At 51.0% G+C, this 20,879-nt stretch carries 16 protein-coding genes; 4 read left to right on the forward strand and 12 right to left on the reverse strand.

Annotated elements, in window-relative coordinates:
* Window positions 1–278 precede the first annotated feature (278 nt).
* Together trpD and DFR77_RS06595 are read right to left on the reverse strand one after the other, a co-directional pair.
* Window positions 279–1,307 (reverse strand): anthranilate phosphoribosyltransferase, encoded by a 1,029-nt coding sequence (gene trpD, locus DFR77_RS06590; protein ID WP_010358628.1) that lies wholly within the window; start codon window positions 1,305–1,307, stop codon window positions 279–281.
* Window positions 1,308–1,370: 63 nt separating this feature from the next.
* Window positions 1,371–1,961 carry an aminodeoxychorismate/anthranilate synthase component II gene (locus DFR77_RS06595; protein WP_003689643.1) on the reverse strand — a complete coding sequence of 197 codons (591 nt, stop codon included), beginning with the start codon at window positions 1,959–1,961 and terminating at the stop codon, window positions 1,371–1,373.
* Window positions 1,962–2,371: 410 nt separating this feature from the next.
* Between DFR77_RS06595 and znuD the strand changes: the two genes are divergently transcribed.
* Window positions 2,372–4,648 (forward strand): TonB-dependent zinc receptor ZnuD, encoded by a 2,277-nt coding sequence (znuD, locus tag DFR77_RS06600; protein ID WP_025455952.1) that lies wholly within the window; start codon window positions 2,372–2,374, stop codon window positions 4,646–4,648.
* A gap of 539 nt (window positions 4,649–5,187) precedes the next feature.
* On the opposite strand, the gene DFR77_RS06610 is transcribed toward znuD, so the two are convergent.
* Window positions 5,188–5,967 (reverse strand): phosphatidylserine decarboxylase, encoded by a 780-nt coding sequence (locus DFR77_RS06610; protein WP_003689647.1) that lies wholly within the window; start codon window positions 5,965–5,967, stop codon window positions 5,188–5,190.
* 69 nt (window positions 5,968–6,036) lie between these two features.
* On the opposite strand from DFR77_RS06610, the gene uvrA reads away from it, so the two are divergent.
* Both uvrA and DFR77_RS06620 read left to right on the forward strand, forming a co-directional pair.
* The gene (uvrA, locus tag DFR77_RS06615) at window positions 6,037–8,973 is read left to right on the forward strand and encodes an excinuclease ABC subunit UvrA (protein WP_017147023.1); all 2,937 of its coding nucleotides are present in this window, start codon (window positions 6,037–6,039) and stop codon (window positions 8,971–8,973) included.
* 10 nt (window positions 8,974–8,983) lie between these two features.
* Window positions 8,984–10,966, forward strand: coding sequence for an AAA family ATPase (locus DFR77_RS06620; protein ID WP_003692251.1), 1,983 nt, complete (start codon window positions 8,984–8,986; stop codon window positions 10,964–10,966).
* Window positions 10,967–11,115: 149 nt separating this feature from the next.
* Here the strand turns inward: DFR77_RS06620 and DFR77_RS13340 are convergent, their stop codons facing one another.
* Window positions 11,116–11,259: a hypothetical protein gene (locus DFR77_RS13340; protein WP_010360533.1), complete on the reverse strand. Its 144-nt coding sequence runs from the start codon at window positions 11,257–11,259 to the stop codon at window positions 11,116–11,118.
* Window positions 11,260–11,281: 22 nt separating this feature from the next.
* On the opposite strand from DFR77_RS13340, the gene DFR77_RS06630 reads away from it, so the two are divergent.
* Entirely contained in the window at window positions 11,282–11,470 is a 189-nt protein-coding gene (locus DFR77_RS06630; RefSeq protein ID WP_014580099.1) for a transposase, read from the forward strand.
* Here the strand turns inward: DFR77_RS06630 and DFR77_RS06635 are convergent.
* From DFR77_RS06635 to DFR77_RS06670, 8 genes are all read right to left on the reverse strand, one after another.
* On the reverse strand, window positions 11,467–12,120 hold the full coding sequence (locus tag DFR77_RS06635; protein ID WP_017147025.1) for an IS1595 family transposase: 654 nt from the start codon (window positions 12,118–12,120) through the stop codon (window positions 11,467–11,469). The genes DFR77_RS06630 and DFR77_RS06635 overlap by 4 nt on opposite strands.
* 141 nt (window positions 12,121–12,261) lie before the next feature.
* Window positions 12,262–13,896 (reverse strand): CTP synthase, encoded by a 1,635-nt coding sequence (pyrG, locus tag DFR77_RS06640; protein ID WP_003689652.1) that lies wholly within the window; start codon window positions 13,894–13,896, stop codon window positions 12,262–12,264.
* 111 nt (window positions 13,897–14,007) lie between these two features.
* The gene (locus DFR77_RS06645) at window positions 14,008–15,678 is read right to left on the reverse strand and encodes an AMP-binding protein (RefSeq protein WP_003689655.1); all 1,671 of its coding nucleotides are present in this window, start codon (window positions 15,676–15,678) and stop codon (window positions 14,008–14,010) included.
* A 70-nt stretch (window positions 15,679–15,748) separates the two neighbouring features.
* The gene (mnmA, locus tag DFR77_RS06650) at window positions 15,749–16,852 is read right to left on the reverse strand and encodes a tRNA 2-thiouridine(34) synthase MnmA (RefSeq protein ID WP_025455769.1); all 1,104 of its coding nucleotides are present in this window, start codon (window positions 16,850–16,852) and stop codon (window positions 15,749–15,751) included.
* A 124-nt stretch (window positions 16,853–16,976) separates the two neighbouring features.
* The gene (locus DFR77_RS06655) at window positions 16,977–17,450 is read right to left on the reverse strand and encodes a copper chaperone PCu(A)C (protein WP_003689657.1); all 474 of its coding nucleotides are present in this window, start codon (window positions 17,448–17,450) and stop codon (window positions 16,977–16,979) included.
* A 131-nt stretch (window positions 17,451–17,581) separates the two neighbouring features.
* A complete protein-coding gene (locus tag DFR77_RS06660; RefSeq protein ID WP_003689658.1) occupies window positions 17,582–17,965 on the reverse strand; it encodes a diacylglycerol kinase in 384 nt (127 codons plus the stop codon).
* 158 nt (window positions 17,966–18,123) lie between these two features.
* Entirely contained in the window at window positions 18,124–19,080 is a 957-nt protein-coding gene (gene gshB / locus DFR77_RS06665) for a glutathione synthase (protein ID WP_003689659.1), read from the reverse strand.
* Between the two features lie 91 nt (window positions 19,081–19,171).
* Window positions 19,172–20,860, reverse strand: a complete 1,689-nt coding sequence (locus DFR77_RS06670) for a glutamine--tRNA ligase/YqeY domain fusion protein (protein WP_025456154.1) — start codon at window positions 20,858–20,860, stop codon at window positions 19,172–19,174.
* Window positions 20,861–20,879: the final 19 nt, after the last annotated feature.

The following is a 20,879-nucleotide window of genomic DNA, read 5'->3' on the forward strand; positions in this document are numbered from 1 at the left end:
CTGAAGGCGATGTGTTTGAACCTGTTGAAAGCCGCCAACAGGCTAAGTGCGCCCGCTGCCGCCTAAAAGGCGGCCCGGATGCCTGATTATCGGATATCCGGGGGGATTAAGGGGATATTCGGGTAAAATTAGGAGGTATTTGGAGCGAAAACAGCCGAAAACCTGTGTTTGGGTTTCGGATGTCGAAGGAAGGGCTTTTTTGCAAAGGCCTCATGCCGTCTGAAACGCCAATTCCGCCGTTCAGACGGCATTTGTTGCTTTATATCAAGTTTGCCGGCTTAGGCGAATTGCCGTGTAAAACCGACAAACTCCTCTTTTTTCGCCTTCGCCCTACCTGAATCGATGCCTTCCCGTGCGGCAGATATGCCGTCTGAAAGCGAAGCAGCGATATTTCCGGCATATAAGGCGGCGGCGGTATTAAGCAATACGATATCGCGCGCCGCCCCTTCTTTCCCGTCCAGTACCTCGTTCATTTTCAACAAAGATTCCTGAGTATTGGCAACTTTGATTTCATCCAAATTGCGGCGGGTTTCGATACCGAAATCTTCTGGGCGGATGTCGTATTCGCTGATTTTTCCGTCTTTGAGTTCGGCAACGCGCGTTTTGCCCGTCAGTGTAATTTCATCCAAACCACCCTCCCCGCAAACGACCAAAACGTGTTTTGAGCCGAGTTGTTGCAAGACCCGCGACAAAATGCCGCACAAATCGGTGTGGAACACGCCCAAAAGCTGGTTCGGCGCGCCCGCAGGATTGGTTAACGGACCCAATATGTTGAAAATGCTTCGGAAACCGAGCGAACGGCGCACCGGGGCGACATGGCGCATGGCACTGTGGTGATTGGGTGCGAACATAAACCCTATACCGGTCTGCCTGATACTTTGGGCAATCTGTTCGGGAGTCAGGTTGAGGTTTGCGCCCATTTGCTCCATCACGTCAGCCGCACCGCTGGAGGAAGAGACCGACCGGCCTCCGTGTTTGGCAACCTTTGCGCCTGCCGCTGCAGCAACAAACATCGAAGTCGTCGAAATATTGAAGGTTTTCGCGCCATCCCCGCCCGTACCGACGATATCGACCAGCCCGTCCGCATCCTCCAGCGGCACTTTTGACGCAAACTCGCACATCACGGCGGCGGCGGCGGTGATTTCGGAAACGGTTTCAACCTTGATACGCAAGCCGGTCAAAATCGCCGCAATTTGTTCGGGCGGCACTTTTCCGCTCATCATTTGGCGCATCAAGTCGGTCATTTCATCGTAAAACAACTCGTTATTGCTGATTAATCGTTCGATAGCCTGTTGCGGTGTAATCATTTTTTGTCCTCCGTTCAATATTCGGACGAAAATGCCGCCCGAAGGGCTTCAGACGGCATCACGTCAGATTTTTTGCGGTTTGAAGTTTTGAAATTCAACTAAAAAATTGTTCAACATATCATGTCCGCGTTCGGTCAAGAGGGCTTCGGGGTGGAACTGCACGCCCTCGACGGCATATTCCTTATGGCGCACGCCCATAATTTCGCCGTCTTCCGTCCACGCCGTGATTTCCAAGCAATCCGGCAGCGTGCCGCGTTCGATAACGAGGCTGTGATAACGCGTACAGGTAACCGGATTGGGCAAACCCTTAAACATACCCTTGCCCGAATGGGACACGGGCGACACCTTACCGTGCATCAAGGTTTTTGCCCGTACCACATCTCCACCGAACGCTTCGCCTATCGTCTGATGCCCGAGGCACACGCCCATAATCGGCAGCCGGCCGGCAAAATGGCGCATGGCTTCTACTGAAATACCCGCCTCCTTAGGGGAACACGGTCCGGGACCGATAACGAGATATTGCGGATTCAATGCCTCGATTTCCTCCAACGTAATATCATCGTTGCGGCGCACGGCGACTTCCTGCCCCAATTCTGCGAAATACTGGACGATGTTGTAAGTAAAACTGTCGTAATTGTCGATAAACAAAAGCATTTTGTGATTAACCTATTGATTTATAATTTGTTTATTATTAACTGCATTTCCGATACCCCCATCCATACCCCCTTATATCTTAGCGTGCCCGATGCGCCCTCGTGAATCTGGCGCAGAGCCTCGCGTTCTGACAAGTACGCCATTTTGCCACCTTTTCGACCGTTCGGGAACGTACCGTTTTTATGCCCTCATAAATTTTGGTTATCCGATAGCTAACATATAGCGGCGTTCGTGTTCACATCATTAACTTCCCTAAAATTAGGGTTAATACAAATTAACGCCATTAAATATCACAACCGTGTCATTTGAAAAACTTTTGCCTATGCCCTCTGAGTATTCTCAAAATCTTATGATATAAAAAATGCAATGTTATATAATAACAAAATTTTGAAATGCGACGAGAAGCCAAAATGGCACAAATCACACTCAAACCAATTGTTTTATCAATTCTTTTAATCAACACACCCCTCCTCGCCCAAGCGCATGAAACTGAGCAATCGGTGGGCTTGGAAACGGTCAGCGTCGTCGGCAAAAGCCGTCCGCGCGCGACTTCGGGGCTGCTGCACACTTCGACCGCCTCCGACAAAATCATCTCCGGCGATACTTTGCGCCAAAAAGCCGTCAACTTGGGCGACGCTTTGGACGGCGTACCGGGCATCCACGCTTCGCAATACGGCGGCGGCGCATCCGCTCCCGTTATTCGCGGTCAAACGGGCAGACGGATTAAAGTATTGAACCATCACGGCGAAACGGGCGATATGGCGGACTTTTCTCCCGATCACGCCATTATGGTAGATACCGCCTTGTCGCAACAGGTTGAAATCCTGCGCGGGCCGGTTACGCTCTTGTACAGCTCGGGCAATGTGGCGGGGCTGGTCGATGTTGCCGATGGAAAAATCCCCGAAAAAATGCCTGAAAACGGCGTATCGGGCGAAGCCGGATTGCGTTTGAGCAGCGGCAATTTAGAAAAACTGACATCCGCAGGCATCAATATCGGACTGGGCAAAAACTTCGTGCTGCATACCGAAGGCTTGTACCGCAAATCGGGCGATTACGCCGTACCGCGTTACCGCAATCTGAAACGCCTGCCCGACAGCCATGCCGATTCGCAAACGGGCAGCATCGGGCTGTCTTGGGTGGGCGAAAAAGGCTTTATCGGCGCAGCATACAGCGACCGTCGCGACCGCTACGGCCTGCCTGCCCACAGCCACGAATACGATGATTGCCACGCCGACATCATCTGGCAAAAGAGTTTGATCAACAAACGCTATTTGCAGCTTTATCCGCACTTGTTGACCGAAGAAGACATCGATTACGACAATCCGGGCTTGAGCTGCGGCTTCCACGACGGCGACGGTGCACACGCACACACCCACAACGGCAAACCGTGGATAGACCTGCGCAACAAACGCTACGAACTCCGCGCCGAATGGAAGCAGCCATTCCCCGGTTTTGAAGCCCTGCGCGTACATCTGAACCGCAATGACTACCACCACGACGAAAAAGCAGGCGATGCAGTAGAAAACTTCTTCAACAACAAAACACACAACGCCCGTATCGAGTTGCGCCACCAACCCATAGGCCGTCTGAAAGGCAGCTGGGGCGTGCAATATTTGGGACAAAAATCCAGCGCGCTTTCCGCCATTCCCGAAACCGTCCAACAACCGATGTTGATTGACAACAATGTCCGCCATTACAGCTTTTTCGGTGTAGAACAGGCAAATTGGGACAACTTCACGCTTGAAGGCGGCGTACGCGTGGAAAAACAAAAAGCCTCCATCCGGTACGACAAAGCATTGATTGATCGAGAAAACTACTACAACCAGCCCCTGCCCGACCTCGGCGCGCACCGCCAAACCGCCCGCTCGTTCGCACTTTCGGGTAACTGGTATTTCACGCCACACCACAAACTCAGCCTGACCGCCTCCCATCAGGAACGCCTGCCGTCAACGCAAGAACTGTACGCACACGGCAAGCACGTCGCCACCAACACCTTTGAAGTCGGCAACAAACACCTCAACAAAGAGCGTTCCAACAATATCGAACTCGCGCTGGGCTACGAAGGCGACCGCTGGCAATACAATCTGGCAGCCTACCGCAACCGATTCGGCAACTACATTTACGCCCAAACCTTAAACGACGGACGCGGCCCCAAATCCATCGAAGACAACAGCGAAATGAAGCTCGTGCGCTACAACCAATCCGGTGCCGACTTCTACGGCGCGGAAGGCGAAATCTACTTCAAACCGACACCGCGCTACCGCATCGGCGTTTCCGGCGACTATGTACGAGGCCGTCTGAAAAACCTGCCGTCCCTACCCGGCAGGGAAGATCCCTACGGCAAACGTCCCTTCATCGCGCAGGACGACCAAAACGCCCCCCGCATTCCGGCTGCGCGCCTCGGCTTCCACCTGAAAACCTCGCTAACCGACCGTATCGATGCCAATTTGGACTACTACCGCGTGTTCGCCCAAAACAAACTCGCCCGCTACGAAACGCGTACGCCCGGACACCATATGCTCAACCTCGGTGCAAACTACCGCCGCAATACGCGCTATGGCGAGTGGAATTGGTACGTCAAAGCCGACAACCTGCTCAACCAATCCGTTTACGCCCACAGCAGCTTCCTCTCTGATACGCCGCAAATGGGCCGCAGCTTTACCGGCGGCGTAAACGTGAAGTTTTAAAATCGGACAGGCAAACAAAAAAGGTTTTCAGACGGCATTATGAAAACCTTTTTTTCTTTTTAATCAACTTGTTAGGAAATATGGCAAAGACAAGGAACAAACCACTGTGCCATCATTCCCATTTTCTTTGTTTCATCATTCTTGCTTTCACGCCGTCATTCTCGCAAAAGCAGAAAAATCAAAAGCAAAAACCCAAGATCCCATCATTCCCGCGCAGGCGGGAATCCAATTCATTCGGTTTCAGCCGTTTCCGATAAATCACCGTAACGTTAAGTTCCCGGATTCCCACTTTCGTGGGAATGACGGCGTAAAGGTTTCTGTTTTTTAAGTTTTAGGTAACTAATGAGTCGTCATTCCCGCGCAGGCGGGAATCCAATTCGTTCGGTTTCTGTTATTTCTGATAAATCACCGTAACGTTAAGTTCCCGGATTCCCATTTTCGTGAACATAACGGTGTGAACATTAGCAAAAATTCAAAAAACCAAACTTCCTCATTCGTGTGAATGATGGTACTGATATTTTCTATTTCAGTTCGCAAAATTAATCTTTCAACACATCTTGCACAGCCGCCTGAATCTTAGCCGCCGCCGCTTCGATTTGCTGCTGTTCGGCAGATGGGTTTGCCGCTGTTTCAACCGAAGCAGCTTGTGAAACAGGATCGGCTTGAGAATCAGTCAGCGGCAAACGCGCCAATACGGTTTTTACGCCGGTTACTTTATCACCAATCGCCACTTGCGCCTGCGCATCGACAGGCAGATACATATCCACGCGCGAACCGAAGCGGATAAAGCCATAGCGTTCGCCGCGGGACAGTTTCGCACCTGCTTGGGTGTAACACAAAATACGGCGTGCCACCAGACCGGCCACTTGAACAAAAGTAATTTCACGACCGGAAGCCGTAGTCGCCAAAACCGCGTTGCGTTCGTTTTCCGTGCTGGCTTTGTCCAAATCCGCATTCACGAATTTGCCTTTGTTATAGACCACTTTCGTTACCGTACAATCGGCAGGCGATTTTTGCGAATGCACGTTGAACACGTTCATAAAAATACTGATTTTCAAAGCATCGACATCACGATACGGATCGCGTGCGCGCTCGACCACCACGATACGGCCGTCAACCGGACTCAACACCGCTTCAGGATTTTGCGGAATTTCACGCGCAGGGTCGCGGAAAAACTGCAATGCAAATACGGTAAACACCCAAAACGGCAAAGACCACCAGCCGCAGCACATCGACACCAGCAGGCTCAAAGCCAAACCGCCGCCGATAATCGGCCAGCCCTCACGGGCGATAATCGGGTGGGGATAAAGACGGTTCATTTGTCATCCTTTTATTCAAATATATTAAATAGCGACATTATAACGGAATCCGCCGCGTTCCGCCGACAAATGCCGTCTGAACGCGGCTTCAGACGGCATCCGAGAAAGTGCTACAATATCGGTTTTCCTTTATTTTTTCAGGCGGCATCCATTATGTGCAACCATCATCCCCGACATTCGCACGACAACGACACCATCCGCATTCGCGGCGCGCGCACGCATAATTTGAAAAACATCGATTTGGACATTCCCCGCCACAAGCTCGTGGTGGTAACAGGATTGTCAGGCAGCGGCAAATCATCGCTGGCGTTTGATACTTTATATGCCGAAGGGCAGCGGCGTTATGTCGAGAGCCTGTCTGCCTATGCGCGGCAGTTTTTGCAGATGATGGACAAACCCGATGTCGATTTGATTGAAGGCCTGTCGCCTGCGATTTCCATCGAGCAGAAATCCACCAGCCACAATCCGCGTTCCACCGTCGGCACGGTAACGGAAATCCACGACTACCTGCGCCTTTTATACGCCCGTGTCGGCACGCCGTATTGCCCCGAACACAATTTGTCGCTGTCGAGCCAAACCGTGTCGCAGATGGTTGATGCCGTGTTGAAGCTGCCGGAAGACACGCGCGTGATGATTCTGGGGCCGGCGGTGCGCGAGCGTAAGGGCGAGTTTGTCGATTTCTTTGCCGACTTGCAGGCGCAAGGCTTTGCCCGTGTGCGCGTGGACGGCGAAGTCTATCAGCTTGACGAAGTACCGAAGCTGGAAAAAAACATCAAACACAATATCGACGTCGTCATCGACCGCGTGAAAGTGAAAGCCGACATCAAACAACGACTGGCGGAAAGTTTTGAAACCGCATTACGCCACGGCAACGAGCGCGCGCTGGCAATGGAAATGGACAGCGGCGAAGAACATTGGTTTTCCGCGCGTTTTGCCTGCCCCGTGTGTTCGTACAGCCTGCCCGAATTGGAACCGCGCCTCTTTTCGTTCAACAACCCGATGGGTTCCTGCCCGACTTGCGACGGCTTGGGCAACACCAATTTCTTTGACCCCGAAAAAGTGGTCGCCCACCCTGAATTGTCATTGGCAACGGGCGCGATTGACGGCTGGGACAAGCGCAACCAGTTCTATTTCCAAATGATTCAATCGCTGGCGCATCATTATAAATTTGATGTCAACGTCGCTTGGGAAACTTTGCCTGAAAAAGTCAAAAAAGTCGTGTTGCACGGCTCGGGCAAAGAAGTCATTGATTTCACCTACCTGTCCGAACGCGGCACCACCTTCAACCGCAGCCACGCCTTCGAGGGCATCATCCCCAATCTCGAACGCCGCTACCGCGAAACCGACAGCGAAACCGTGCGCGAAAAACTGCGCGAGTACCAAAATCACCGTGCCTGCCCGAGCTGCGGCGGCGCACGTTTGCGCAAAGAAGCACGCTACGTTTACGTCGGCGGCGAACCGTTGCACGAAGTCTCCGCCTGGCCGCTGACCAAAACCCACCGATTCTTCGAAACGCTGGATTTGGACGGCAACAAAAAACAGATCGCCGAAAAAATCCTCAAAGAAATCACCGAGCGGCTCGGCTTCTTGATTAACGTCGGACTGGATTACCTGAATCTAAGCCGTTCCGCCGAAACCCTTTCCGGCGGCGAAGCCCAGCGCATCCGCCTTGCCAGCCAAATCGGCAGCGGCCTGACCGGCGTGATGTACGTTTTGGACGAACCCTCCATCGGCCTGCACCAGCGCGACAACGACCGCCTGCTCGCCACCCTCAAACGCCTGCGCGATTTGGGCAACAGCGTAATTGTGGTCGAACACGACGAAGACGCCATCCGCGAAGCCGATTTCGTCGTCGATATGGGCCCCGGCGCGGGCGAACACGGCGGCAACGTACTGATTGCCGACACACCCGAAAATGTCGCCAAATGCGAAAAATCCGTTACCGGACAATACCTCGGCGGTAAAAAATCCATTGCCGTGCCGTCTGAACGCACGCCCGTCAATCCCGGCCGAATGCTCGTCCTCAAAGGCGCGCGCGGCAACAACCTCAAAAACGTAACCCTCGAGTTGCCGCTTGGTTTGATTACCTGCATCACCGGCGTATCCGGCAGCGGCAAATCCACCCTGATTAACGACACCCTCGCCAAAATCACCGCCCGCGAACTCAACCGCGCCCAAGAAGAGCCCGCCCCATACGACGACATCCGCGGCCTCGAACACCTCGACAAAGTCATCAACGTCGACCAATCCCCCATCGGCCGCACCCCGCGCTCCAACCCCGCCACCTACACCGGTCTGTTCACCCCCATCCGCGAACTCTTCGCCGGCGTACCCCTCTCGCGCGAACGCGGCTACAACGTCGGCAGATTCTCCTTCAACGTCAAAGGCGGCCGCTGCGAAGCCTGCCAAGGCGACGGCGTAATCAAAGTCGAAATGCACTTCCTGCCCGACGTGTACGTCCCCTGCGAAGTCTGCCACGGCAAACGCTACAACCGCGAAACCCTCGAAATCCAATACAAAGGCAAAAACATCAGCCAAGTCCTCGACATGACGGTCGAAGAAGCCCGCGAATTTTTCGACGCCGTCCCCACCGTATCGCGCAAACTGCAAACCCTGATGGACGTAGGTCTCGGCTACATCCGCCTCGGCCAATCCGCCACCACCCTCTCCGGCGGCGAAGCCCAGCGCGTCAAACTCGCCTTGGAACTCTCCAAACGCGACACCGGCAGAACGCTCTACATCCTCGACGAACCCACCACCGGCCTGCACTTCGCCGACATCGCCCTGCTGCTGGAAGTCATAGGCCGTCTGAAAGGCAAAGGCAACTCGATTGTGATTATCGAGCATAATCTGGATGTAATTAAAACCGCGGATTGGATTGTGGACTTAGGGCCGGAAGGCGGCGATGGTGGGGGTAAGGTTATCGCGAAAGGTAGCCCTGAACAAGTGGCTAAAATTAAGGGGAGTTATACTGGGAAGTATTTGAAAGTAGCGTTGAATAAGTAAGGATGCTCAAATGATTTTAGGATTATTTATTAGAAATTTTAAAACTTATCAAGGTATGAATTTTGTTCCTTTATCAGATAATCACAAATTTTGTGGATTACTAGGAAAAAATGGGATAGGTAAAAGTTCAGTATTAGAAGCTCTAGATTGTTTTTTTAATGGCAAAGAATGGAATCTTCATTTTACTGTTAAAAGGAATGGGCTAAAAGTTCGCCCTTATATTGTGCCTATTTTCTCTATAAATAAGGACACTAAAATTCCTGAAGAGGTGAAATCCATTATTACTAAACTTGATAATTTATTTAGAACAACTCCAAAAGAGAAACTTAACTTTGGTAGTACTCACTCATCAGTTAAAGACACTTTTATAAGTCTAAGAGATAGTATTATCAACAATCCTTTATTCGATAATGACTATGTATTTCCAATAGGTATCGACCATAACAAAAAAGCAACTTCTGCAATCTTTGATTCATTGCTCTTGGATGATATTTCAGCAGAAGATAATGATACAGAAAACAGAGACCACCTAATCGATACTCAATTAAAAGCTGTTTATACTTACTTAGTAGAAAATTTGGAATATATATATATTCCTAAAGATATAGATTCTGAGTTATTTACCCGACTAGAAAATCAAGAAATTCAGACTTTAATGGGTGAAAAATTAGATCACATTTTAAGAGACAGGATTACAGAAACTGCAATTAGTGAAATAAATAAAGGTCTAACTGATTTTATCAATGAAATTAGCAATGAGTTAGATGGTTATGTATATAGAACCTCCACTGATAGGCAACAAAATTTAAGAAAAAGTGATATTCATAAATTAATTATTGACTCTTTTTTTAATATAAGAAAGTTACACAAAAGGGTTAATGAATCAAACAATTATGTAGAAATTAGCTCATTAAGTTCTGGAGAAAAGCAAAAAGCAATTATTGATGTAGCAAAAGGATTGCTGGAAAATCATCGAGCTGATGGTAAAAATTTAATCGTTGGAATTGATGAGCCTGAATCCTCATTACATGTTTCTGCATGTTTTGAACAATTTGATTCTTTATTTAAAATGAGTAATAAATGTAGGCAAATAATTTTTTCATCGCATTGGTATGGCTTCCTTCCAACTTTAACATATGGAAACGTAAGCGTTATATCAGAAAAAGATAAAACTCATCACTTTGACCTTATTAACCTTCAAAATTATCAAGAACAAATTGTACATTTAATGCAAAGTTCTAAAGGGAAGCTTCCCTATGATATTAATTTAAAAAGTATTACAGACTTTATTCAGTCTATTCTCTCTAGCATTACATCTGATACTCCATACAGTTGGATTTTCTGTGAGGGTAGTTCGGAAAAAATTTATTTTGATAAATATTTTGAAGACGAGATTCAAAATTTTAATTTGCGAATTATTCCAACAGGAGGTGCAAAGAAAATTAAACGGATATATCAAAATATTTTGACCCCGTATGGAGAAATTAAAGAAAATATTGATGGGAACACATACAACAAATGGGGAAAAATACTGTTTTTGTCAGATACAGATAATCAACTTACTCATTATGAAGCAAAAAACTACAATAACCAATATTCCAGATTGCAATGCTATAGATTGATTAATAATAAATCAACAAGATTGACTGAAACAGTAGCAATAAATGACTCATTAACCTCTCCGGCAACTGAAATTGAAGATTGCTTAAATGGAAAATTACTTGTGGAAACATTGAAATATTTTAGAGAAATAAAAGAGTATGAATATTTAGAAAGTATTATAGATAAGGATAAAAAATATTCTGAGGAAGCTTCATATTTTTCACTCAATTTACGACCAAGTGAAGCTGATAAATTAAAAGAATTTTTTGATTCAGAAGATGGAGATATGAAAATTAAATTCGCTGAAAAATATGTAGAGCTAATGTCTCAAGAAGATTATCAAGTTCCTTCTTGGATAGAATATATAAAAGGGTGGATTAGAGAACCATAGCCCACATTCCCAACCACGTGTGTGGTGTAACTACGCACGTGGCTGCTTGATTGACGGTTTGCCGTTTCAACTTTTAACTTCGTTGAAGCTAGTGCTTTCAGACGGCCTCCAATGTCGTTTGGAAACATCAGGTCCAACAAAGTTAAACCTTAAACAACAAACCATTCCTTCTCCAACACCCCAACCACAAACAAAATCCTATGGCGCGTTATCGCAGAAACTTCATTGCCGGCGGCACATTCTTTTTCACCGTCAAACCCGCCGCCCCGAAATCGCGCCTGCTTGTCGGACATATCGGCTTCGCGGGCTGCCTATATGGATGTGCAAAAACAATATCCCTTTGAAACCGTCGCCGTATGCGTGCTGCCGAACCATATTCACGCCATTTGGACGCTGCCGCCCGACGATGCGGATTATTCCCTACTCCGGCGGCTGATTAAAACCAAATTCTCCGCATATTCCCCTCATACTAAAAACTTAGGGGCTGTACTAGATTATCCCTAAATTCCACACCGATCCCGCAGGATTTTTAGCTGCCGGGACGGTGTGCCGAAGTTAAGTCGAAATTCGCATTCCCTCAAGAACGGCGGAAAAGGTTTACGATCGATTCCGTTGTATTTCCGCAAGGCGCGTTTTGCCTGATTCCAAAAGTTCCCAATGCCGTTAATGTGGTTCCGACGGTCTGCAAATTCCTTGGAACGGTTGATGCGGCAACGGGTAAAACCGCCCGCGTCCGACTTGCCGCGGCTGCCCGGGCTATCGGCATAAACAATACCGTCCGGCATGATTTTCTTTTTGACGGCAGGGAGCAACGTTTCAGGCTCGGCATCGTCCGCGGCAACGGTATAGACCCGCCCGTTGCGTTTCGGAATGCCGAAGACAACCGCTTTTCCTGCCGCGCCGCGACCGCGTCTGCCTTTACGCCGTACGCCGAAACAGCTTCCGCCCGGCCCGGCGGGGCACTCGAAAACCTCATCGGCAGCCAAGGCCAAACGATGGTTGGTAACCGTGCGGATTTTACGGTAAAACAGTGCCGCCGAATCGGGATGGATACCCAAAATATCGGCGGCAGAACGGGCGGTAACTTCCGGTACAAAAGAACGGAGCGGTTCTTTCTGTACTTCTTTCTTTAATTTGCAGTGTGTTATCTTCATATTTCGAGGGTAACATATCTGCTAATCTGGTACAGACCCAAATTAAATTGATGGCTTTTATGATCCCCGATTTGCGAAAATGCCGTCTGAAAGTCTTTGTCAGGCTTTCAGACGGCATTTTGATCATCAAGTAACGCTTTATCAGGCTTTTTTATTGTTCAACGCGGCTTTGACAAACGCGGTGAACAAAGGATGCCCTTTGCGCGGGTTGGACGTGAACTCGGGATGGAACTGGCAGGCGAAGAACCAAGGATGGTTCGGCAGTTCGATGGTTTCGACCAAGCGTTCGCGTCCGGCGGATACGCCGCCGATGACCAAACCTGCCTGTTCCAGCGCGGAAACGTAGTTGTTGTTGACTTCGTAGCGGTGGCGGTGGCGTTCGCGAATGTGTCCGCTGCCGTAGATTTTGACGGCGAGGCTGCCTGCTTTCAATTCGACTTCTTGCGCGCCCAAACGCATCGTGCCGCCCAAATCGGCGGATTCGTCACGGGTTTCGACGCTGCCGTCGGCGGTTTGCCATTCGTCAATCAGGGCGACGACGGGGGCAGCGCATTTCAAGTCAAACTCAGTGGAATTCGCACCTTTCAAACCTGCCACGTCGCGGGCGTATTCAATCAGCGCAATCTGCATACCGAGGCAGATGCCCAAGTATGGCACGTTGTTTTCACGGGCGTAGCGCACGGCGGCGATTTTGCCTTCCACGCCGCGCGAACCGAAGCCACCGGGAACGAGGATGGCATCCATATCTTTGAGTACGGAAACGTCGCCCTTGTTTTTCTCGATGCTTTCGCTGTCAACGAAGGTAATCTGCACATCGGTTTCGGTATGGATGCCCGCGTGTTTCAAGGCTTCAATCAATGATTTGTAGGATTCGGTCAAATCAACGTATTTGCCGACCATCGCGATTTTGACGGTGTGTTTCGGGTTTTTGACGGCGTGGACGATTTTTTTCCACGCGGTCAAATCCGCCTGCTGCACGTTAAGCTGCAACTGCTCGGTAATGATGTTGTCGATGCCTTGGTCGTGCAGCATTTCGGGGCATTCGTAGATGCTGTCCACATCGTAGCTGCCGACAATCGCGCGCTCTTCCACGTTGCAGAACAAGGCGATTTTGCGGCGTTCGTCTGCCGGCATTTTCCTGTCCATACGGCAAATCAGGATGTCGGGTTGCAAGCCGATGCTCAACATTTCTTTCACGGTGTGCTGGGTCGGCTTGGTTTTGATTTCGCCTGCGGCGGCGATGTAGGGAACGTAGCTCAAGTGGGCGAACAGGGTGTTGTTGCGTCCCAACTGGCTTCGCATCTGGCGGATGGCTTCCAAAAACGGCAGCGATTCGATGTCGCCGACCGTACCGCCGATTTCGACAATCGCCACATCGTAACCCGCCGCGCCTTCGTGGATGCGTCGTTTGATTTCGTCGGTAATGTGCGGGATGACTTGAACCGTACCGCCGAGATAGTCGCCGCGGCGTTCTTTGGCGATAACGTTTTCGTACACCTGACCCGTGCTGAAGCTGTTGCGGCGGGTCATCGTGGAATCGATGAAACGTTCGTAGTGTCCCAAGTCGAGGTCGGTTTCCGCGCCGTCGTCGGTTACGAACACTTCGCCGTGTTGGAACGGGCTCATCGTGCCGGGATCGACGTTGATATAAGGATCAAGCTTGAGCATGGTAACGTTCAAGCCGCGCGATTCGAGGATGGCGGCAATAGAAGCGGCGGCGATACCTTTACCCAGTGAGGAGACAACGCCGCCGGTTACGAAAATGAATTTGGTCATGATGGAATACCCATGTTGGAATGCGTGATTTTAACGTGAAGCGCGCGGTTCTGGCAAACGGACGGATGCCGTCTGAACGGTGGACGGCTGTTTTCAGACGGTATCTTTTCTTTATTTCCCGGCACTTTGGCGCAACTCGCGGCGCAGGATTTTGCCGACATTGGACTTGGGCAACTCGTCGCGGAATTCGATGTCTTTCGGCACTTTGTATGCGGTCAGACCGGTACGGCAGAAAGCGGTGAGTTCTTCTTTGGTCAAAGACGGGTCTTTTTTGACGACGAACACTTTGAGTGCCTCGCCGGTTTTTTCGTTCGGAACGCCGATACACGCAACTTCCATAACTTTTTCGTGGTGCGCGATGAATTCCTCGATTTCGTTCGGATAAACATTGAATCCGGAAACGACGACGAGGTCTTTTTTGCGATCGACCAGCTTCAGACGGCCTTTTTCGTCCATCACGGCAATATCGCCGGTTTCCAAAAAGCCGCACGCGTCTATGGCTTTGGCGGTTTCTTCGGGGCGGTTCCAGTAGCCTTGCATCACTTGCGGGCCTTTTACCCACAATTCGCCCGGCTGCCCAACGGGGACTTCTTTGCCGTTTGCGTCGCGCAGTTCGACTTCGGTGGACGGGACGGGCAAACCGATGCTGCCGCTGTATGATTCGATGTTTAAGGGGTTGCAGCACACGCCGGGGCTGGCTTCGGTCAAACCGTAGGCTTCGACGATGGGCGTGCCGGTGATTTTTTTCCATTTTTCGGCAACGGCTTTTTGGGTCGCCATACCGCCGCCCAAAGTCAGCCGCAATCCTGAAAAATCGACTTCGGCGAAATCGGGCCGGTTGACCATCGCGTTAAACAGCGTGTTCACGCCGATAAATACGTTAACCCGCTGCTTTTTCAGTTCGCCGATAAAGCCTTTCATATCGCGCGGGTTGGCAATCAGGACAATTTTCGAGCCGGCATTGGCAAAAATCATCAGATTCACTGTCAGGGCGAAGATGTGGTACAGCGGCAGGGCGGCGATAACGGTTTCTTTTCCCTCGCGCAATTGGTTTTTAATCCATTCTTTTGCCTGAAGCATATTGGCGCAGATGTTGCCGTGGCTCAGCACCGCGCCTCTGGCAACGCCTGTCGTGCCGCCCGTGTATTGCAACAATGCGGTATCTTCGCGGTTTAATGCGACAGGTTGGAAAACGTGCTTCGCCCCCTCTTTCAATGCCGTCTGAAAGGAAACGGTTTCCCGAATACGGTATTCGGGAACCATTTTCTTGATTTTTCGGATGATGAAATTGATCAGCGAACCTTTAAGCAGCCCGAACATTTCGCCGACGGAGGCGACGATGACGTGTTTGATCTGCGTGCGCGGCAGCACCAGCTCCAGCGTGTTGGCGAAATTTTCCAAAACGATGATGGCGGTCGCACCGCTGTCTTTCAGCTGATGCTCCAACTCGCGCGGCGTATAGAGCGGATTGGTGTTCACCGCCACCAAACCTGCCTGCAAAATACCGAAAAGGGCAATCGGATATTGCAATACGTTCGGCATCATAATGGCAACACGTTCGCCGCGCGGCAGCTTGAGGACGTTTTGCAGATAAGAGGCGAAATCGGTCGCCAGTTTGCCGGTTTCGGCATAAGTGAGCGTTTTGCCCATATTTTGAAAAGCGGGCAGACGGGCAAATTTTTCCACGCTTTGGCGGAATACGTCGCTGACGGAATTGTATTGCGTGATGTCGATTTCGGCACTGACGCCCTTCTCGTAGCTTTCTAACCAGATTTTTTCCATAGGTATCGGTCTTTAAAGTGGAATTGAGCGGAACAATGCCGTCTGAAAACCGTTTCAGACGGCATTACCTTTATCGCGTGATGATGACGGGTTTGTCGGTCGTTTGGATGATGCCGCCGCCCAAACAGATGTCGACGTCGTACAGCACGGCGGACTGACCCGGCGTAACCGCCCATTGCGGTTCGTCAAACACCAGCTCGGCGGTTTCATCATCCAAATAGCACAATTCGCAAGGCGCGTCCGCCATACGGTAACGCGTTTTGCAGGTATAGCGTCCTGCCTTCGGACGTTCGGGCAGCGTGAAACTCAAATCGTTCATCACAAGGCTGCGGGTATAGAGCAGCGGATGGTCGTGTCCTTGTACGACGATGAGTTCGTTTTTCGTCAAATCTTTAGCCGCAACAAACCACGGTTCGCCCGCGCCGCCGATGCCCAATCCTTTGCGCTGACCCAATGTGTAAAACATCAGCCCGACGTGTTCGCCGATGGTTTTCCCTTCGGGCGTCACCATTTTGCCGTTGTCGGTCGGCAAGTATTTCTGCAGAAACTCGCGGAACGGACGCTCGCCGATGAAACAGATGCCGGTACTGTCTTTTTTAGCGGCAGTCGGCAAATTAAATTCGGCGGCAAGGCGGCGCACTTCGGGTTTTTCCAAACCGCCCAACGGAAAAATCGCGCGTTCGAGTTGGAAAGGCTTGAGGCGGTAGAGAAAATAGCTTTGGTCTTTGTTTCGATCCAAACCTTTGAGCAGGTAATGCACGCCGTTGCGGACTTCTTTGCGCGCATAGTGTCCGGTGGCAATGGTATCCGCGCCCTGCCCTACGGCGTAGTCCAAAAAGCATTTGAATTTGATTTCGGCATTGCACAACACATCCGGATTCGGCGTGCGCCCCGCACTGTATTCCTGAAGAAAATAAGCAAAAACTTTGTCTTTATATTGCGCGGCGAAATTAACGATGTCGATGTCGATGCCGACAATATCGGCAACGGCGATGGCATCGAACGAATCCTGTTTGATGCTGCAATATTCGTCGTTGTCGTCGTTTTCCCAGTTCTGCATGAACACACCGCGCACTTGATAACCCTGCTGCTTGAGCAGGGCGGCGGTTACGGAAGAATCGACACCGCCGGAAAGCCCGACGATGATATTGGAAGTGTTTGATGTCGTATTCATACGCAGGATGGCTTGGAAACGGCGGTTTTTAAAGGCGGATTTTAACACATTTTAAAGGCGGGCATAAAAATGCCGTCTGAAAGCCCGGGCTTTTTCAGACGGCATTTCAAATATTTCCAGCAGATTAGTGCTGATGCGCTTCGCCGTGGTGATGACCGTGGTTCATTGCCGGCATCGGCGCGGTTTTGACTTCCAGTTGGACGGTTTGCGCTTTGGCGTTTTTAAATTTCAGGGTAACGGGAATCTTGTCGCCCTCTTTCAGTTGTTTTTTCAAACCCATAAACATCACGTGATAGCTGCCGGGTTTGAGTTCGGTAACGGATTTCGCCTCCAAAGGCACGCCGCCTTTGACTTCGCGCATACGCATCACGCCGTTGTCGTTGATGTGGGTATGCACTTCGACGCGGTCGGCAACGGGGCTGCTTCCGCCGAGCAAAAAGTCTTGTTTGGCTTCGTCGTTGTGGATTTTCATGAACGCGCCGCCCATTTTCATACCTTCGACAGTGGTGCGCGCCCAGCCGTCCTCGACATGGACTCCGGCGGCGGAAACCGCGCCTGCCAAACCTGCCATCATCACGGCTGCCAATAATTTTTTCATCTTCCTGCTCCTTTAATATCAGACGGGGAATGTGCTTAATCTTACATACAAATACTGCTCGGAAATTTGATGTAGATTAAGTGAATAATAAATACTAATCCTAAAGGATTACAAATCCTGCTGCAAGCGTTTTACCCGAACAGGGCGGACAGCCAAACCGCCGCCAACATCAGCATGGCAACCAGTTGTGCGGCAGAACCTGCATCTTTGGCGCGTTTGGCCAGCTCGTGTTTTTCGGTCGAAGTATGATCGACGGCGGCTTCGACGGCGGTGTTGAACAGTTCGACAATGACCGACACAAAAGACGCGATAATCAACGGCAGGCGGACGGCGGTTTCGGAAACCCAAAAAAATGCCGCGCACACCAGCAGCGCGTTCAGCCACAAAACCTGACGGAATGCCGCTTCGTAACGGTAGGCGGCGGCGATGCCGTCTATCGAATAGCCGAATGCGTTGATGACGCGCCTGATGCCGCTTTTGCCTTTTTTTTCTGCCGCGTAGGAGGAAGGTTCCATCGGTATCCTTTCAAAATGTCCTCAATATATGCCGTCTGAAAACGGGGCGGAGGGGTGTCCGTACGGCATTAAGCGCATCCCTGCCGGCTGAGGGAAAACCCTGCCTGCCCGAACAAACCAAGCGGTTACGAAGCAAAAGCCTTTCAGACGGCATCGGTTTAACGTACCGACCACGCGGCAACGGCATCGGCAAACATTGCCGCCACGTCGAAACTTTTTTGTTTCATAATTTCTTGGAATCCGGTCGGGCTGGTTACGTTGACTTCGGTCAGGTTGCTGCCGATAACGTCCAAACCGGCCAGCAGGATGCCGCTCCGTTTAAGCTCGGGAGCCAGAGTCTCTGCAATTTCCCGGTCGCGTCCGTCCAATTCCTGCGCCACACCGCGCCCGCCTGCCGCCAGATTGCCGCGTGTTTCGCCGTTTTGCGGGATACGCGCCAAAGCATAGGGGACGACTTCGCCGCCGATAATCAAGATGCGTTTGTCACCGTGTACGATTTCGGGAATGTAGCGTTGCGCCATAATGGTGCGGGAATCAAACCGCATCAGGGTTTCGAGGATGCTGCCGATGTTGGGGTCTTTTTCGGTCAGGCGGAAGATGCCCATGCCGCCCATGCCGTCGAGCGGTTTGACGATGATGTCGCCGTGTTCTTTCAAAAATGCGCGGACATCGGCGGAACGGGTCGTTACCAGCGTGGGCGCGGTAAAGCGGCTGAAATTCAAAATCGCCAGTTTTTCGTTAAAGTCGCGCATCGCCCGTCCGCTGTTGAACACTTTCGCGCCCTGCTGTTCCGCCAGCGTCAGTAATTGGGTGGAGTAAAGGTATTGCATATCGAACGGCGGATCGGTACGCATAATCACGGCATCAAATGCTTTTAATGCCGTCTGAACTTTGTCCGCCGCTTTAAACCATTCATGGTCATCATCGTTTTTTGCACCCGAAAATTCAAATGCCGATGCCTGTGCCGTTACCAAACCGCCGTTTACAGACAATTCCCCGCTCAAGGTATGAAACAGCCGCCAGCCGCGTTTTGCCATTTCCCGCATCATCGCGTAGGTGGTGTCTTTGTAGGTTTTGAAACTTGCCATCGGGTCGGCGATAAAGAGGACTTTCATCATATTTCCTTTCCGGTGTGCCGAATGTGCCGCATTTCGCGGGTAAAGGAGAAATGCCGCCCGAACAATATTCAGACGGCAAGGATGGGGTTTACTTAGGCTGCCAAGAATCTTTCAACGTCACCGTGCGGTTAAACACCGGCGTGTCTTTGCCGTGGTCTTGGCGGTCGGTCACAAAATAGCCGATACGCTCGAACTGCCAACGGCTTTCCGCCGGCAAATCTTTCGCGGCAGGTTCGGCGTAAGCAGTGATTTCCTTAACGGATTCCGGATTGAGGAAATCGGTAAACGGCAGGTATTCGCCGTCTTCGCCGCGCACGGCATCGGGACGCTCGACGGTAAAGAGGCGGTCGTACAGACGGACTTTGATTTCGGCGGCGTGTTCGGCGGAAACCCAGTGAATCACGCCTTTAACTTTGCGGCCTTCTGGATTTTTGCCCAAGGTGTCGTGGTCGATGCTGCATTTGAGTTCAACCACATTGCCTGCTTCGTCTTTGACGACTTCACCGCACTTGATGACATAGCCGTGGCGCAAGCGTACTTCGCCGCCGGGAATCAGACGCTTGAAGCCTTTGGGCGGATTTTCGGCAAAGTCGTCGGCTTCGATGTAGATGGTTTGTGAAACAGGTACTTCGCGATCGCCCATTTCTTCGTGGTTCGGATGGAACGCGGCACGGCGGCTTTGGGTTTTGCCGGCTTGAAAGTTGGTCAGGGTCACTTTGAGCGGGTTCAAAACCGCCATCAGGCGCGGGGCGGAGTTTTCCAGCTCTTCGCGAATCGCACCCTCCAACACGCTCATGTCGACGATGTTTTCAGATTTGGAAATACCGGCGCGTTTGGCAAACAGGCGCACCCCTTCGGGCGTGTAGCCGCGGCGGCGCATACCGGAAATGGTCGGCATACGCGGATCATCCCAGCCGGAAACGTGTTTTTCCACAACCAACTGATTCAATTTCCGTTTGGAGGTAATGGTGTACAAAAGCTCCAAACGGGAAAACTCGTATTGGCGCGGACGGGTGGCGTGCGGCGCGGGGATGTTGTCCAACACCCAGTCGTAAAGCGGACGGTGCGCTTCAAATTCGAGCGTGCACAAGGAATGCGTGATGCCTTCGATGGCATCGGAAATGCAATGCGTGTAATCGTACATCGGGTAGATGCACCATTTGTCGCCGGTGTTGTGGTGATGGGCGCGGCGGATGCGGTAGATGACGGGATCGCGCATATTGATGTTGCCTGCCGCCATGTCGATTTTCAGGCGCAGGGTTTTGCTGCCGTCGGGGAACTCGCCGTTTTTCATACGCGTGAACAGGTCGAGGTTTTCTTCGATACTGCGGTCGCGGTAAGGGCTGTTTTTACCCGCTTCGGTCAGCGTACCGCGGTATTCTCGCATTTCTTCGGGCGTCAAATCATCGACATACGCTTTGCCGTCTTTGATTAAACCGACGGCGTAGTCATAAAGCCGGTCGAAATAGTCGGAAGCGAAACGCGGTTCGCCCGCCCAATGGAAACCGAGCCACTCGACGTCTTCTTTGATGGCGTTGACGTATTCGTCGTTTTCTTTTTCCGGGTTGGTGTCGTCGAAACGCAGGTTGCACAAACCGTCGTAAATATACGCCAAACCGAAGTTCAGGCAGATGGATTTGGCGTGTCCGATATGTAAATAGCCGTTGGGTTCGGGCGGAAAACGGGTTTGGACGGCTTCGTGTTTGCCGCTTTTGAGGTCGTCTTCGATGATGGTGCGGATGAAATGGTTGTCCGCGAATTGGTCTTTATTGAGCATGGTTTTCTTTAAACAGATG

The sequence above is a fragment of the Neisseria gonorrhoeae genome, assembly GCF_003315235.1.
In the GTDB taxonomy this organism is placed as follows: domain Bacteria; phylum Pseudomonadota; class Gammaproteobacteria; order Burkholderiales; family Neisseriaceae; genus Neisseria; species Neisseria gonorrhoeae.

Bases quoted from the DNA above. Each gene is read 5' to 3' on its own strand.
- trpD (WP_010358628.1), bottom strand. From the start codon at position 1,307: ATGATTACACCGCAACAGGCTATCGAACGATTAATCAGCAATAACGAG.
- DFR77_RS06595 (WP_003689643.1), bottom strand. From the start codon at position 1,961: ATGCTTTTGTTTATCGACAATTACGACAGTTTTACTTACAACATCGTC.
- znuD (WP_025455952.1), top strand. From the start codon at position 2,372: ATGGCACAAATCACACTCAAACCAATTGTTTTATCAATTCTTTTAATC.
- DFR77_RS06610 (WP_003689647.1), bottom strand. From the start codon at position 5,967: ATGAACCGTCTTTATCCCCACCCGATTATCGCCCGTGAGGGCTGGCCG.
- uvrA (WP_017147023.1), top strand. From the start codon at position 6,037: ATGCCGTCTGAACGCGGCTTCAGACGGCATCCGAGAAAGTGCTACAAT.
- DFR77_RS06620 (WP_003692251.1), top strand. From the start codon at position 8,984: ATGATTTTAGGATTATTTATTAGAAATTTTAAAACTTATCAAGGTATG.
- DFR77_RS13340 (WP_010360533.1), bottom strand. From the start codon at position 11,259: ATGTCCGACAAGCAGGCGCGATTTCGGGGCGGCGGGTTTGACGGTGAA.
- DFR77_RS06630 (WP_014580099.1), top strand. From the start codon at position 11,282: ATGGATGTGCAAAAACAATATCCCTTTGAAACCGTCGCCGTATGCGTG.
- DFR77_RS06635 (WP_017147025.1), bottom strand. From the start codon at position 12,120: ATGAAGATAACACACTGCAAATTAAAGAAAGAAGTACAGAAAGAACCG.
- pyrG (WP_003689652.1), bottom strand. From the start codon at position 13,896: ATGACCAAATTCATTTTCGTAACCGGCGGCGTTGTCTCCTCACTGGGT.
- DFR77_RS06645 (WP_003689655.1), bottom strand. From the start codon at position 15,678: ATGGAAAAAATCTGGTTAGAAAGCTACGAGAAGGGCGTCAGTGCCGAA.
- mnmA (WP_025455769.1), bottom strand. From the start codon at position 16,852: ATGAATACGACATCAAACACTTCCAATATCATCGTCGGGCTTTCCGGC.
- DFR77_RS06655 (WP_003689657.1), bottom strand. From the start codon at position 17,450: ATGAAAAAATTATTGGCAGCCGTGATGATGGCAGGTTTGGCAGGCGCG.
- DFR77_RS06660 (WP_003689658.1), bottom strand. From the start codon at position 17,965: ATGGAACCTTCCTCCTACGCGGCAGAAAAAAAAGGCAAAAGCGGCATC.
- gshB (WP_003689659.1), bottom strand. From the start codon at position 19,080: ATGAAAGTCCTCTTTATCGCCGACCCGATGGCAAGTTTCAAAACCTAC.
- DFR77_RS06670 (WP_025456154.1), bottom strand. From the start codon at position 20,860: ATGCTCAATAAAGACCAATTCGCGGACAACCATTTCATCCGCACCATC.